This window comes from Chitinophaga sp. 10T418, from assembly GCF_056394125.1.
Genome location: NZ_JBFTHG010000005.1, coordinates 642,328 through 658,257, shown reverse-complemented (window position 1 = coordinate 658,257; position 15,930 = coordinate 642,328). Strand labels below are relative to the sequence as shown.

6 protein-coding genes are annotated in these 15,930 nt (G+C 45.6%); all 6 read left to right on the top strand.

What is annotated here, in order from left to right; translation table 11 throughout:
* Positions 1-6: 6 nt before the first annotated feature.
* The 6 genes from AC1DCV_RS17940 (at position 7) to AC1DCV_RS17915 (ending at position 15,925) form a co-directional block, all read left to right on the top strand.
* Positions 7-306, top strand: coding sequence for a hypothetical protein (locus tag AC1DCV_RS17940; RefSeq protein WP_477024437.1), 300 nt, complete (start codon positions 7-9; stop codon positions 304-306).
* 13 nt (positions 307-319) lie between these two features.
* Positions 320-2,959 carry a non-ribosomal peptide synthetase gene (locus AC1DCV_RS17935; RefSeq protein WP_477024436.1) on the top strand — a complete coding sequence of 880 codons (2,640 nt, stop codon included), beginning with the start codon at positions 320-322 and terminating at the stop codon, positions 2,957-2,959.
* Positions 2,960-2,964: 5 nt separating this feature from the next.
* Positions 2,965-7,452: an SDR family NAD(P)-dependent oxidoreductase gene (locus AC1DCV_RS17930; protein ID WP_477024435.1), complete on the top strand. Its 4,488-nt coding sequence runs from the start codon at positions 2,965-2,967 to the stop codon at positions 7,450-7,452.
* A gap of 90 nt (positions 7,453-7,542) precedes the next feature.
* Positions 7,543-9,213: a B12-binding domain-containing radical SAM protein gene (locus AC1DCV_RS17925; protein WP_477024434.1), complete on the top strand. Its 1,671-nt coding sequence runs from the start codon at positions 7,543-7,545 to the stop codon at positions 9,211-9,213.
* Between the two features lie 16 nt (positions 9,214-9,229).
* A complete protein-coding gene (locus AC1DCV_RS17920) occupies positions 9,230-12,559 on the top strand; it encodes a non-ribosomal peptide synthetase (protein ID WP_477024433.1) in 3,330 nt (1,109 codons plus the stop codon).
* Between the two features lie 3 nt (positions 12,560-12,562).
* Positions 12,563-15,925, top strand: coding sequence for a non-ribosomal peptide synthetase (locus AC1DCV_RS17915; RefSeq protein WP_477024432.1), 3,363 nt, complete (start codon positions 12,563-12,565; stop codon positions 15,923-15,925).
* The last annotated feature ends 5 nt before the right edge of the window (positions 15,926-15,930 follow it).

Sequence of the window (15,930 nt, the reverse complement as noted above, 5' to 3'; positions counted from 1 at the left end):
TCCAGTGTGTTTAACAATTACCTGAACAGGGGAATGGCGCGGAAAGATGTGCCTGTATTGATTACCTACACTGGAAAATACGCGAATAATACAAATGCCGGTTTCTGGTGGGCGGATGCCCCATTGGTTCACTGTTTGTTGCTGAAGGAAAGGAACAATCAAAAGGAGTTGCTGCTGTTGTCGGATCTGACAGAAGAAGAACAACAACGCAATGATTCTTTGCCCTGTAGTGAATACTCAGGCAGCCTGCTGCTCGATTTTGTTTACGCCAAAATCCACTCTCCGTCGCAACCGGCGGTCAGCTAAAAATTTTATTGTTATGCTTAGTCCAACGAAGCTGGATTTAAATTTACTGGAAGCAAATAAAAATGCTGTTGCCCGTGAATATTGGGACAACAGACTGGCCGGTTTTGAATGCAGTGATTATTTAGGCAACTACTCCAGGGATATCCTGAAGCTGGAAGAATGCAGCCGTTATATTGTTTACACCACACAGGCGCCGCAGCAAACATGGGAGGATCTGAAGAAATTTGCCGTTTCCGGTAAGGCACAGCATATTGTGTTGTTKGCTGCGCTGAGTCTTTTTATCCAGCGCTGTTCCGCTGTAGCGGACGTTATTATTTTCAACCCGGTGTACCGGCAGGAGGCTTCCGGAACAGATGATCATATTGTACCTGTGAGGATGAATGAACAGGCAGGAAGTACATTTATTGAACAGATTAAGTACCTGAGAAACCATCTGATAAATGACTTCAATCATCCGCAACGTCTAGTGGAAAGTACGCTGCATATGGAGCAGCAAACATTTCGCCGGTTATTCAAAATAGGATTGTCGGTAGAAGAAGTCCAGAACTCCGGCGCATTCGATTCGTTTCATCCGGATATCCTCTTTGTATTCAGCGGGAAAGATATGCTGGAGCTCAGCATTCGTTGCGATGCTGCACAATTTGATTCCGAAGGGATCGCACAAATGGCGGTGGCTTTTTTTGACTGGCTGAACAAACTAGTCACCAATAAGGGAAAAAATCTGGCTGCGATTCAATTGTCGTCTCCACAAGAGAGGGATTATATTGCGAAAGCGTTTAATGATACAGATGCAGGCTATCCCCGGCATAAAACAATAATGGATCTTTTTCAGGAGCAGGTTAATCATACCCCTGATAATACTGCGTTAAGAGTAAACAATAAACTGATTTCCTACCGGGAGCTTGACCGTAGCTCTTCTCAGGTGGCTGCATATCTGCAAACAGAAAAGGGAATTGTAGCTGGTGACCTGGTGGGAATCATGCTTGAACGTGAAGAATGGCTGGTACCTGTTATTTTCGGTGTGCTAAAAGCCGGTGCAGCCTATGTACCGGTAGATCCATCCTATCCTCCTGCAAGAATCGCGGCGATAGCAGGAGATTCGGGTATGAAAGCGCTCATTACCCGTGACCGATTTTTTATGCCGGCTCTGGCAAATATACCGGTAGTGAGCCTTGACAATTGTACGGAATACATCTGTAGTATGCGGGCGGAATATAATCGCATAAGTGCTGATGAGAAGGGGCTGGCATATGTGATCTATACTTCCGGTTCAACAGGCCATCCGAAAGGAGTGATGATTGCACATCACTCCGTGGTTAACAGGATTTGCTGGATGCAGAAAAAATATCCGCTCCATGAATCAGATGTACTGCTGCAAAAAACGCCGATCGTGTTTGATGTTGCTGTATGGGAACTTTTCTGGTGGGCAATCTGCGGGGCCAGTCTCTGTTTGCTGCCTCCGGGTGAAGAGAGGGATCCGGAAGCTATCATCGCGGCTATTGACCAGCATAAAGTCACCGGTATCCACTTCGTTCCTTCCATGCTCACATTGTTTCTGAAACAGGCGGAAGACGGCTACGGAAAACTGAGCAGTTTAAAGCGGGTATTTGCCAGCGGCGAAGTGCTGAAACCGGAACAGGTGCAGTTGTTTGGAAAAATGCTTCATGCACATTCAGGTACGGTCCTGGTGAACCTTTATGGCCCTACAGAAGCTACTGTAGACGTTTCTTATTATCAATGCGATTTTAGAAATGAGGGGAAGACGGTGCCTATCGGTAAGCCAATTGACAATACCAGGTTGTATATACTTGACAAAAATAATCACATTGTACCAGTGGGTGTGCCGGGAGAGCTATATATAGCCGGTGATGGACTGGCGCTAGGGTATCTCAATAACGCAGGATTGACGCAGGAGCTGTTTATGGAGTATCCCGGAGTATATGGCGAGCGTTTGTACCGCACCGGTGATCTGGCAAAATGGATGCCCGACGGTAATATCATTTATCTCGGAAGAACGGATCATCAGGTGAAAGTGCGCGGCTTCAGAATAGAGCTGGGTGAAATAGAAGCTTGTTTGTCTACCCATCAGCAGATCAGTAACTGCACCGTAATAACCCGCGATGTTGCAGACGATACCTGCCTGATAGCCTGTTATGTTGCGGAGTATATGATAGAAGAAGCGCAGTTGAAATCTTTTCTGGGAAATTTACTTCCCGCTTATATGATTCCCGCTCATTTTATTTATTTGTCCGTTATGCCGCTTACAACAAACGGGAAAACAGACAAAAAAGCATTACAACAGATTCCTCTTAAAAAGGAGGTTCCGGTGATAGGCCCTGCTAATGGGCTGGAAGAGAAGCTGGCGGAAATATGGGCGCGGGTACTGGGAAGAAAACCATCTTCTGTCAGCACCAATAAAAGTTTCTTCGAACTGGGAGGAAATTCACTGAAGCTGGTGAGAGTAAACGGTATGTTCAACAGGGAGCTTCACCTGAAAACAACGGTCAACGAAATGCTGAACTACCCGACCATTGAATCATTTATCGCATTTGTAAACGGAGAAAATAACAACGCCGGGAACATCAGCGGCGAAGCAGCCGGAGAAGTAGAGGAAATGAGAGCAACTATTGATTTCCTGAATAATAATATCTAAATACAATGAGTAAACAAACTGGGATGGAAATAGCGGTAATTGGTATGTCGGGCCGATTTCCAGGCGCTGCCGATCTGCATCATTTCTGGAATAACCTGGTGAATGGAGTGGAATCCATCAGCCGTTTAAGTGACGAAGATTTATTGGAAGAAGGAGAAGACGCGGACATCCTGAAAAATAAAAGGTATGTAAAGGCCAGCTCTTTTATGAGCGACAAAGGATATTTCGATGCCGACTTTTTTGGTTACCGGCCGGAAGAAGCAACGCTGATGAATCCACAGATAAGGATATTTCATGAACTCTGCTGGAATGCCCTGGAAGACGCAGGATATAACGTACGTAACAATAAAGAGAAGATTGGCCTTTTTGCCGGTGGCGCCAATGATCTGAACTGGCAGAATTATACATTTCTGGCCAATGAAGAGGGTGCCGTTGATGATTTTACCGCCTCACAGCTCCGGGATACTACTTATTTATGTTCCCGCATATCTTACCTGTTTAATTTGCAGGGGCCTTCCGTGTATGTAAATACCGCCTGTTCTACTTCTTTGGTGGCCATTCAGCGCGCCTGCATGAGCCTTTTGCTGAGAGAATGCAGTATGGCTATGGCAGGAGGGATCACCGTAAACAATTTTTCAAAAAGAGGATACCTGTTCCAGGAAGGAATGATTAACTCTCCGGATGGTCATTGCAGACCCTTTGACGCAGATGCCGCAGGTACCGTTGCCGGTGAAGGAGGAGGAGTGGTGGTACTGAAAAGACTCACAGATGCGATAAAAGACAGGGATCATATATATGCCGTTGTCCGTGGATATGCTGTCAATAATGACGGTAACAGGAAAATGTCATTTGCTGCGCCCAGCGTGGAAGGGCAATACGCGGCAATTGTAAAAGCACTCAATATGGCAGGCGTGCCGCCCGAAAGTATCAGCTACATTGAAGCACATGGCACCGGCACGGAGCTGGGCGACCCCATTGAAGTGGAAGCACTTAATAAAAGCTTTGGCGCCGCGGCAGAAAAACATTGCGCGCTCGGTTCTGTAAAAAGTAATATTGGTCACCTCGATGCGGCAGCCGGCGTAGCCGGATTTATAAAAACCGTGCTGGCGATGAAATACAGGAAAATACCTGCGAGCCTGTATTTTAAAAGTCCTAATCCAAGGATAAATTTCACGGACACCCCATTTTATGTAAATCATCAGTGCAGCGAATGGCATAATGAAAAATACCCTTTAAGGGCAGGGGTTAGTTCATTCGGAATTGGTGGAACCAATGCGCATGTTATTCTCGAAGAGCCTCCCGTAGAAGAAAAATTGCATGACAGTCGTCCCTTTCAGTTGATTATGCTGTCTGGAAAAACCAGTGCAGCGCTGGAACGAAATATTACCCGATTCAGTAATTTTTTGGAAGAAGACAGCGCCACCCGGTTGGAAGATATCGCCTACACGCTGCAAAGCGGCCGTACTCCCCTTGAATACCGCCGGATGATCGTCAGTGCAGGCAAAGAAGATACGTTGGTGCAGTTAGCAGACAATCCGCCTGCCAACCCCATATCTGTTGAAAATAAAAACAAGCCTGCCGTAATTTTTATGTTCCCCGGTCAGGGTGCTCAGTATGCCGGCATGTTCAATGACCTGTATGAGGGAGAACGCATTTTTAGAGAAGCAGTAGATGAATGCCTGGCTGTTGTATTAGACAAATGTGGAAAAGATCTGCGGCCGGCGCTAATATCTGATTCATTAAATGATACCGGAATAAATGATACTGCCATCGCACAACCTGCATTGTTCATTATGGAATATGCGTTGTCGCAGTTGCTGATGGCCTGGGGAATACATCCCGATGCCATGATAGGACACAGCATCGGAGAATATGTAGCTGCCTGCGTTAGCGGCGTATTTTCTCTGGAAGATTCTCTTGCGCTGGTAGTCAGGAGAGGAGAACTCATGCAGCAGGCAATGCCTGGCGCCATGCTGGGAATTTCTATGGCGGAAAGTGAGTTGCGTTCACTGATGAATGGCCATAGCCATATATCACTTGCAGCCGTCAATAGCCCTTCCTTATGTGTAGTGTCCGGAGTGAAAGAGGAGATACTGCACTTCAGGGAAAAGCTGGACGGCCTGGGATACAACAGCCGGATATTGCATACATCGCACGCATTTCATTCCTATATGATGGATGAAATACTGGATGCCTTTGCAGAAGAAGTAGGAAAAGTGAGTATAAGAGCAGGGAAGATTCCTTTTATATCAAATCTTACTGGTGACTGGGCTACCGTGATTCATCCGAAATACTGGGTAGACCACCTGCGCAATACCGTGATGTTCAGACAAGGCCTGGAAATTTTGCTGGAAAACAACAACTGTTGTTTTATTGAGGTCGGTCCCGGAAACACGTTGAGTACTTTTGTACGTTCAAATACACTTCGTACCAAAAATCATAAAGTTGTTCCGCTGTTAAAACACGCACATGATACCGGCAATAATCAGCGACACCTGCTGAAAGGAATCGGAGAGTGCTGGTTGCACGGTATTAACCCCGACTGGAATGCCTTCTACCGGGATGAACAACGGAAAAGAGTATCGGTTCCTGTTTATTCGTTTGAAAAAACGGCATACCCGGTAATCGTGGATGCCTATAAAATGATCCAGGAAAGAACAGTAACAGAAAAGACAGGTAAAGATCCCGACCTCCTCAATTGGTTTTATACACCGGTATGGAAGCTGTGTGAGCCTTCCCCTTTCACAGCCTACACCATCAGCGGACCGGTATTATTGCTGGCGGATGATGATGGTGTTGTTGACAATTTGCAGGATAAGCTTCGGGAGCAGGGAGCACCTGTCGTTTTGGTGAAGAGAGGGACCGCCTTTCGGGAGCTGTCGCCTGCAGCCTGTGAAGTCAACCCGGGTGATACAAAAAGTTTCGTGGAATTATTCGCATGGTTGTCCGGCAATAACCTGTTACCGGAGCGGATTATCAATGGATGGAGCATTACCGGGAATACAACGGATGCTTTTTCTGATGAAAGATATACGCAATGTTTCTATGGTTTTATTGAATTGATAAAAACATGTTTCTCAGAGGGGAGCACGCTGAATAAACAATTGGTGTTGCTGACAAACAACGTATTCGATGTACTTGAAAAGGATGCAGATCCTGGTATACAGGCACTGTCGGCCGGATTGCTGAAAGTAGTGGGACAGGAATATCCCGGTATACACACCTGCCACCTGGATATCAGTCTTACTGAAGAAGTAAGTGATTATTCCGGTATGCTGCTCGGCGAGATCAGCACGAATGATACCGGCAAAGTAATTTGTTTACGTGGAGGAAGGAAGTGGGAACAACTGTATGACAAAATGCGGATAACTCCCGGTGAGGCCGGGTGGCCGTGCAAGCAGGAAGGGGTTTACGTGGTTACAGGTGGACTGGGAGCATTTGGTTTCCATATTTCAAAATATTTGCTGCAAACGTTCAATGCCAATATTCTGCTGCTGGGTCGTAGCCCGCTGCCAGGTGGAGAAAGCCGCCATGCAGGAGAGCAGAAAATGCTGGATCGCTACACTGCGCTACAGGAGGAGCCCGGAGCAGTCATGTACATAGATTGTGATATCGCTGATATCACTGCACTCTCGGCAGCGATGCGTGCTGCAGAAAGCAGGTTTGGGCAGGTGAATGGCGTTGTACATGCGGCAGGTATCATCCGTGGAAAATCCATCAGTGCTTTAAGTGAACTGACAAAAGCTGATTTCGAAGAACAGTTTGCAGCCAAGGTTACGGGAGTACGCGCGCTGGAGGCGGTGTTTGCAGACAGGCAGCTCGATTTCTGTCTGCTGATTTCTTCTCTATCTGTTGTATTGGGAGGTCTTGGTTTTTCAGCCTATGCGGCGGCCAATACTTTCATGGATCTTTATATCCGTTCACAACGTAACAAAGGAAGGCTGAAAGGTTGGATGACGGTGGACTTTGATGCCCTGAGTTTTGATGAACCTTCCGGAAAAGCGATTACTACCGGAGAGCTGATTAGCGCTACCGGCCATGCATTGAGGAACGGGCATCATTCGCAGATAGTGGTGGCCGCCAGTGATCTGAGCAAAAGGATCGAAAACTGGGTCAGCATGAAAAATGAGGTAGCCGGAAAAGAGGAGTCCAGAAGTATTATTCAGGATACGGCCGTTCGTAACGGTAACGAATATACGTATACAACGGTAGACAGCATCGGCGTCAGACTGATGCACTTATGGAAAATGTTTTTCGGAAAATCTGACATCGGGGCCGGAGACGATTTTTTCGACATAGGAGGCGACTCGCTGAAGGCCCTGACAATGATTGCGCGCATCAAAAAAGAATTCAATATAGAATTATCAGTAACCAGCTTCTTCAGGTTATCCTCCATACAACAACTGGCGGCGCATATAGCGGACCTTAAGAGCCAGGAAGAAGTAGAACAGCACAGGCAACAATTACACGACCAGGAACAGTTCATCTTTTAATTTTCCAGTTACCATCTTGAAATCATTGTTATGATAAATGATAGCATGTTATCAGCCCCGGAAAACTGCACGGCTAACAAAAGGATACTTTTGTTGTCACTGCCCTTCTGGACTCCATCTATACCGCCGCTGGGTATTTCCCTGTTGAAATCCCTGTTGCAGGAAAACGGCTTTGACGTACGTACGCATGATGCGAACATGGATTTTGCGTTCCGGGAAATTTACGGAGATTATTTTTCCGTAATAAAATCGGTGGTGCCGGCCTATAACCAGGGTAATTTCTTTAACATCGGTATGGATGTGATGAGAAATCAAATGCTGGCACACATCAACTATACTGACCGGCAACATTATTCCAGCCTGATAAAGGAGATTATCCGCCTTCACTATTACTGTGATATTGATGACAACAGTATTGATCAGCTGATAGCAATCCTGGACGAGTGTTTTGTGCAGCTAAAAAATTTTATAACGGAGCAGATAGCCGATTATCAACCTACTACCATTGGCCTTTCTGTCTTCAGTGGTAACCTGGCATCTTCGGTGTTCTGCTTCAGGGAAATCAAGAAAATAAATCCTGATATAGAAACTATTATGGGAGGTGGCACCTTCTCTATGGAGCTGGCTATCAACAATCCAAATTTTGAAAGACTGCTGGCGAAAGAAGGACAAAATATCGACAAGTTTTTTGTTGGTGAAGGTGATCTGCTGGTGCTCAGGTATTTTCAGGGCATGCTGGACGTCAATAAAAAAATATACCAACTCGCTGATTTGCCGGGAAAGAATCTTCAGGTAACAGATATACCGGTTCCTGATTTTAGTGATCTGGACATTGATAAATATCCCCAGATCGGCTACTGGACTGCCAGAAGCTGTCCGTTTCAATGTAGTTTCTGTTCTGAAACGATCTACTGGGGAAAGTACAGAAAGAAAGGTGCTGAAAAGATGGTGGATGATATGACCCTGCTCAGTGGAAAATATGGCAGCCAGATTTTTATGATGGGTGATTCTCTCCTGAACCCTGTTATAGATCAATTGGCTCACGAAATGATCCGGCAGAACACGGCCCTCTATTTTGATGGTTATTTAAGAGCGGATCCTCCCGTTTGCAAAATCGAAAATACCCTTCTCTGGCGCAAGGGTGGGTTATACAGGGCTCGTCTTGGTGTTGAAAGCGGCTCGCCTGGAGTGCTGGAGATCATGAACAAAAAAATCAGTGTGGATCAGATCAAAGAGTCGCTGCGTGCACTGGCTGTTGCAGGCATAAAAACAACAACCTACTGGATCGTAGGTCATCCCGGCGAAACTGAAGAGGACTTCCAGATGACGCTGGATGTAATTGAAGAAATGGCAGATTTCATCTGGGAAGCCGAGCCTAATCCTTTCGGCTACTATCTGACGGGACAGGTTAATTCCGATAAATGGATGTCTGCCTATAAAAGACAAACTATTTTCTCTGAGGAGTATACGGAAATGCTACAGGTACAAACCTGGGAAATGCAGGGATGTGAACCCGTTCGGGAAGAAATTTACCGCAGGGTAAACAGATTTGTTGAACATTGTTATAAACTCGGTATCCCTAATCCCTATTCCGAAAAAGAAATTTACGATGCAGACGTCAGATGGAAAAGACTGCATGCCAATGCGGTTCCTGCATTGGTTGAATTCCGGAACAAGGAAATAATCATTAACGACTTCTCAGGTGTTACGGACGGAACGCAATCCGATAATCTTTCTGCAGAAGTAGATTTTATCTTTTAAAGCTGAACAACAGGCTATGACAACAGGTGAGATCATACAGGAATTAATTTCCAGGGGAGCAAAATTTGAGGTATCGGATGATAAGCTCAAAGTGATGCTCAGTAAGGAGAAAATGACACCCGATATTGCTGACCTGATAAAGGAAAACAAACAGGAGATCATCAGGTATATTAATGCCAGGCAGAATAACCGTATCTATCCTGCTGCCATTAAAGAATACTACGCCACATCTCCCGCGCAGAAGAGGCAATACTTTTTACATGAATTGTACCAGTCTTCCCTGGCTTACAACCTGCCACACACCAATAAAATAGAAGGAGAGATAGCCGTGGAACGATTGCAGGATGTATTCGAAAAGCTGATTGCCAGGCATGAAAACCTGCGTACCAGCTTCCGCCTGATGAACGGTGATCCTGTACAGGTGATATCCCAGGAAGTGGATTTTCGAATAGAACATTACAAGGCGACCGAAGCGGAAGCAGACGATATTATACGCAAATTTGTGAGGCCCTTTGACCTCGCAATTGCCCCACTGATGAGGGTAGGACTTATAGCGCTCAGCGACCGTGAATGCATACTCATCGTGGATACGCATCATATCGTAACGGATGGTGTGTCACATGTGCTGCTGCTCAATGACTTCATACAGCTCTATCATGGCAATCAACTGCCCGATGTGGTATTACAGTATAAAGATTATGCTGAATGGTTGCATAATAGTGAACAGGAACACATCAAAGCAAAGCAAAGAAAATTCTGGCTGGACAGATTTGCGGATAATAGCAACGGATTTGATCTGCCGGTTGATTTCAGCAGACCGGCTATTAAAGACTATCGGGGTGACAGAATACATTTTTCGCTGAGTCCCGGGCAGACAGCCGTACTGCGGGCTTTCACCAGGACGGAAAGCGCTACCTTGTTTATGACATTGCTGGCCGCTTATAATGTGCTGTTAAGCAAATTAAGCGGCCAGGAAGATGTGGTGGTTGGCACTCCCGTAACAGGACGTTCTCATTCAGACATGGAAAATATCCTGGGTATGTTTGTGAATATCCTGCCACTGCGTAACCGGCCCGAAGGAGGAATAAGCTTCAGACAATTTTTGGCGGAGCTGAAAACAAATACACTTGCCTGTATCGATCACCAGGACTTTCAGTATGAAGAACTGATTGATGCACTGAAAATTGACCGTAATCCAGGTAGCTACCCACTGATAGACATCATGTATGTTCATCATGGATTTAAAAACCCGGAAATGGAATTCCCCGGTCTTACACTGACGTATTATCCTTATAGCAGTAAGGTATCCAAGTTTGACCTGATGCTTACAAGCATCGAAAGTGAGCACCATGTTAACTTTGAAGTTGAATTCTCTACTGCATTGTTTAAGCCGGAAACAATTGACCGTTTCACTGATTTCTATAAACAGATCTTAATAGCCGTCACCGAGGACCCGGATAAGAAACTGGCGGATATTGTACTCCGCAATCCAGGTGGAAAAATTGGAGACATAAATAAATTTAATGCCCTGCCACTGGATTACCAGGCAAAAGAAACGGTAATTGATCAGTTTGAAAGGCAGGCATTGGAACACCCGCATCAGATAGCAACGGTATGCAACGGTAACACCACCACCTTCGAAGCACTGAAGTACCAAATGGATAAAATAGCCATCCGGCTGCAGCAGGAGTACCAGCTAGGAAAAGGTGATTTAGCCGGTATCCTGCTGGAGCGTGGAGATTTGATGATCCCTGCAATACTTGCTGTACTAAAGGCGGGAGCGGTATATGTACCGCTGGACCCACATCATCCGGCAGACAGGATCAACGCCATCATACAGGATGCAGGATTGAAAGTGCTGATAACGAAGGGAGACTATTCCGATCTGCCCGCCGGTACCCGCCTTGTAAATATAGACAAGACAACAGGCATAACAGATCAGGTGCATCAAAATCCGATTGCGGTTGATATTGCCGGAACAGACCCGGCGTATGTCATATACACATCCGGATCCACAGGTAAGCCCAAAGGTGTCTGCATACAACATGCGGCCATGAACAACTATATCAGCTGGGCCGCCGGCGCATACCTGCAACAGGAAAAACTATCGTTTCCATTGTTTACTTCCGTTGCCTTCGACCTGACCATCACCTCTATTTTTGTACCCTTGATTACCGGGTGCACCATACATATTTATCCGGAGAGCGACCATCATTTTCCGGTTGATCAGGTGTTGTCAGATAATCAGTCAGGCATAGTAAAACTGACGCCTTCTCATCTGAAACTGTTAAAAGAATCTTCTTTTTTCCACAACATGGATTATAAAAGTAAAATCAAACGGTTGATCGTGGGAGGGGAAGAACTGACAACGCAGCTGACCAAAGAAATACATCAGTTATTCAACGGAGCAATAGAGATATACAATGAGTATGGGCCTACAGAAGCCACTGTGGGCTGCATGATACACCGTTTCAATATCGATCGGGATACTGGAAGAACAGTACCCATAGGAAAGCCGGCTGCCAATACGCGGATTTATCTGCTGGACAAATATCTGCACCCTGTTCCGGAAGGAGTGGTCGGTGAAATATTCATAGCAGGCGCTGGTCTTGCTGAAGGATATCTCCACAACATATCTCTTACAAAAGAGCGTTTCCCGGAGAATCCACATATCCCCGGAGAGCGGATGTATAAAACCGGAGATCTGGGAAAATGGTTGCCAGGTGGTGATATAGAGTTTGTGGGGAGAAGGGATAGCCAGGTAAAAATCAACGGATACAGGATAGAAACAGGAGAAATCGAAAGCTGTTTAACCGGGCATGACGACATTAAAGAAAGTGTGGTGATAGCCAAAAACAAGGATGGCGAAAAATATCTTGTTGCCTATTATGTAGCACTTAACATTATCGATGAAAAGCTATTGCTGCAGTATCTGCAGCAGCGATTACCGGACTATATGGTGCCGGCCTATATTATCAGGCTGGAAAGTTTACCACTGACGCCCAACGGAAAAACAGATATAAACGCGCTGCCGGCGCCACAGACCGGGGAATCAGATCAGGGCACTGCTGCTTCGAATGAAACAGAAGAACGCCTGGTAATGATATGGTCTGAGATCCTGAGGATTGACAGCAGCAAAATAGATGTCAACGCAAATTTCTTTGTATTGGGAGGGCATTCACTGCGTACCTACAACTTATTACACAGAATTGAAAAAGAATTTGATGTCAGGATTCCGCTGCTCACTTTCTTTGAGAAGCCTACCATCAAAGAATTACAAACGAATATTCTTGTAGCGAGATTATCGCAGAAAGCAAACAACAACTATAACAAAGTAAGTATTTAACGAATGGAAGAACTACTCAGAAAAGTGGAGGAACTGGGAATTTCGCTGGTGGCCCAAGGGGAACAACTGGACATCTATGACCCGGCTAATGCCCTCACCGATGACTTACTGAACGCGCTGAAAGATAATAAAGAGGCCCTGCTGCACCTCCTGCAAGGCATTACAGGCGATAAGTATATTCCGATTCCCCGGACAGCAGAAAAAAAATACTATCACCTGTCCGCAGCACAGCGGCGGCTGTACTTCCAGTATGAATTCGACAAAACATCACTGGCCTATAATATTCCACAGGCAGTAACCCTGACCGGAAAACCGGACAAGGCAAGGATAAAGAATGCCTTCACTGTCTTACTGGACCGTCATGAAATATTCCGCACCGCTTTCGAAATGGTAAATGATCTGCCGATGCAGCAGGTATTACCGCCACAGGATTTTGATCTGGAAGAATTTCATGCAGATAATGGTGACGTGAAGACAATAATACATCAATTTATAAGACCCTTTGATTTGCATAAACCTCCTTTGTTCAGGGCGGGATTGATCAGCGTTGGGCCAGATGAACATGTGCTCGTGGTGGACATGCATCATATCGCATCTGATGGGGTATCGGCAGGGATACTGATAAGGGACTTTATGGCTATTTATAATGAGGAAGTGTTGGCACCATTGCCTTTACAATACAAGGATTTTGCGGAGTGGCAACAATCTCCGGCACAACAGCAATTCATGGCCGCCCATAAACAATACTGGGTTGATGAGTTCATGGAAGTGCCCGGCCGCCTTGAATTACCTGCTGATTTTCCACGTCCGCTCATTAAGGAATATAGCGGCAGCTCCGTGACGGTTGAAATAGATGCAGCAACAACTGAGGGATTGAGAGCCATCGCAGAACAGGACGGCGCCACCATGTTCATGGTGATGTTGTCGCTCTTCAATGTATTGCTCAGTAAACTCTCCAATCAACAGGATATTGTTATCGGATCGGTTACTGCCGGACGTCAGCATCCAGATCTCGCCAATATGTTTGGTATGTTTGCCAACACCCTCGTGCTGAGAAATGAAGTGAAAGGAGCGCTTAGCTTCAAAGAATTGCTGGCTGTTGTGAAAACACGTGCACTACAGTGTTTTTCACATCAGTATTATCCTTATGAAGAGCTGGTGGAGCAACTGAGAGTAGAAAGAGATACCAGCCGGAATCCGCTGTTCGATGTATTGTTTGCCTATAATAATTTTGAACCGGCCTACCTGGAGATGCCGGGTCTTACCCTGCAGCCCTGCAGCTTTGAACCTGGTGTTGCCAAGTTTGATCTTACCTTAACGGTAACTGAGCAAACGGATACCATGAAGCTGAGCCTCGAGTATGCGACTTCCATTTTCAAAGCCGGAACGATCGAGAAATTTATGGCTTGTTTTCATCGTATTATTAATGCTGTATTGGCTAATCCGTTTGTAAACATCGCTGATATTGACATATTATCTGAAGCCGAAAGAGAACAAGTGCTGCATGGATTCAACAATACGAAAGTAAGTTATGCTGCAGACAAAACCGTGATTGACCTGTTTGAGGAACAGGTATTGCGCACACCCACCAATACAGCTATTATCTGTGAAGAAATCCGGATTTCCTATCAGGCATTAAACACCACGGTCAATAAACTGGCGCATTATCTGAGGGAGAAACTCGATATAAAACCAAACGATCTTATCGGGGTGATGCTGCCCAGGACAGAAAGTCTTATTGTCAGTATCCTGGCGATACTGAAAGCGGGTGCGGCTTATGTGCCTATCGACCCAAACTATCCCGAGGAACGTATACAGCTCATAACGACCAACAGCGGATTGAAGGCCATCATAGGCTTACAGACAAGTAATGGCCGGGATACCGGAGTGCCGCTGGTTTCTATCATTGCAGAGAAAAATTTTATCGCCGGACAGCCGGATACTAATCCGGAGAAAATAACAGGTCCCGATGACCTGATTTATGTGATCTATACATCTGGTTCTACCGGCGTCCCCAAAGGAGCTATGATCAGACATCATTCATTTACCAATCTGATAGAATGGTATCGTGATATGCTGAACCTGAGCCCTGCAGATGTTATGTTGTTGCTTGCGCCGGTAAGTTTTGACCTGGCACAAAAAAATATTTTCTCCCCACTGGCGGTTGGCGCGCCTTTATGTCTGTCTGAAAAATTGCATCTGKAGTATAATGCCATTGCCGAAACAGTCAAAAGAGAAGGCGTAACAATAGTAAATCTTGCACCCAGCGCATTTTATCCGCTATTGGAAGAAGAAGAATATTCCCACTTCCGGAATCTGCAGCCGCTCAGGAAAGTTGTGCTGGGCGGAGAACCTATCCATACCAGGGAACTGGACGGCTGGCGTAAATCGGCCTATTATAATGCCAGCATTATTAATTCGTATGGCCCCACTGAGTGCACGGATGTGGTGTCCTGGCATGAACTATCTGACTACGAACTCGAAAACGCTAAAAGTATCCCGATCGGGAAAGCGCTAAATAATACACAGCTCTATATACTGGACCAGGATCTGAAACCAGTGCCAGTGGGAGTAATAGGAGATGTCTATATCGGCGGGGTATGCGTGGGAAATGGATACCTGAACAATAGTCAATTGACAGCAGAGAAGTTTGTAAAGAATCCTTTCGATGAGCAGCGGTTGATTTATCGTACAGGTGACCTGGGAAAATGGCTACCGGAAGGCAATATCGTATTCACCGGCAGAAATGATGATCAGGTGAAGATACGCGGCTTCCGGATTGAGCTGTCCGAAATAACCAACAACCTAACAAGTCACCCTATGGTGAAGGATGCGGTAGTATTACCGGTAAAGAAATACGGTAATGAATATCTCTCGGCCTACTATACAGCAGAAGAGGATATACCATTAACCGTACTGAGAAGCTTCCTGACGGCCAAACTACCCGGGCATATGGTGCCCGCATATTATGTTCATTTAAAGAGTCTGCCACTGAATCCGAATGGTAAGCTGGACAAAAAAGCCCTGCCGGAACCAGACGTAGAAATCACAGACAGTTATGCGAAGCCTGAAACCAACATACAGTCAAAGCTGGTAGAAATCTGGTCCCGGGTGCTGAATATCAACAGTGACAAAATCAGCATCTATGCTAACTTCTTTGATCTGGGTGGTCATTCACTAAAAATAATTCAGTTAAACAGGCTGGTGAATGAGGCGATGAATGTTAATATCTCTGTGGCAAACACCTTCCGGCTATCTAATATTTCTTTAATGGCAGACTTCATTGTAAACGGTGATAAAAAAACGTCGGAGATGGAAAAGGAATTTGAAGATCGTGGGGACTTTCTGAATTTATTAAGCAGATAAAATAC

What these genes read in the sequence shown, in the direction of transcription:
- AC1DCV_RS17930 (WP_477024435.1), top strand. Translation starts at nt 2,965, where the DNA reads ATGAGTAAACAAACTGGGATGGAAATAGCGGTAATTGGTATGTCGGGC.
- AC1DCV_RS17920 (WP_477024433.1), top strand. Translation starts at nt 9,230, where the DNA reads ATGACAACAGGTGAGATCATACAGGAATTAATTTCCAGGGGAGCAAAA.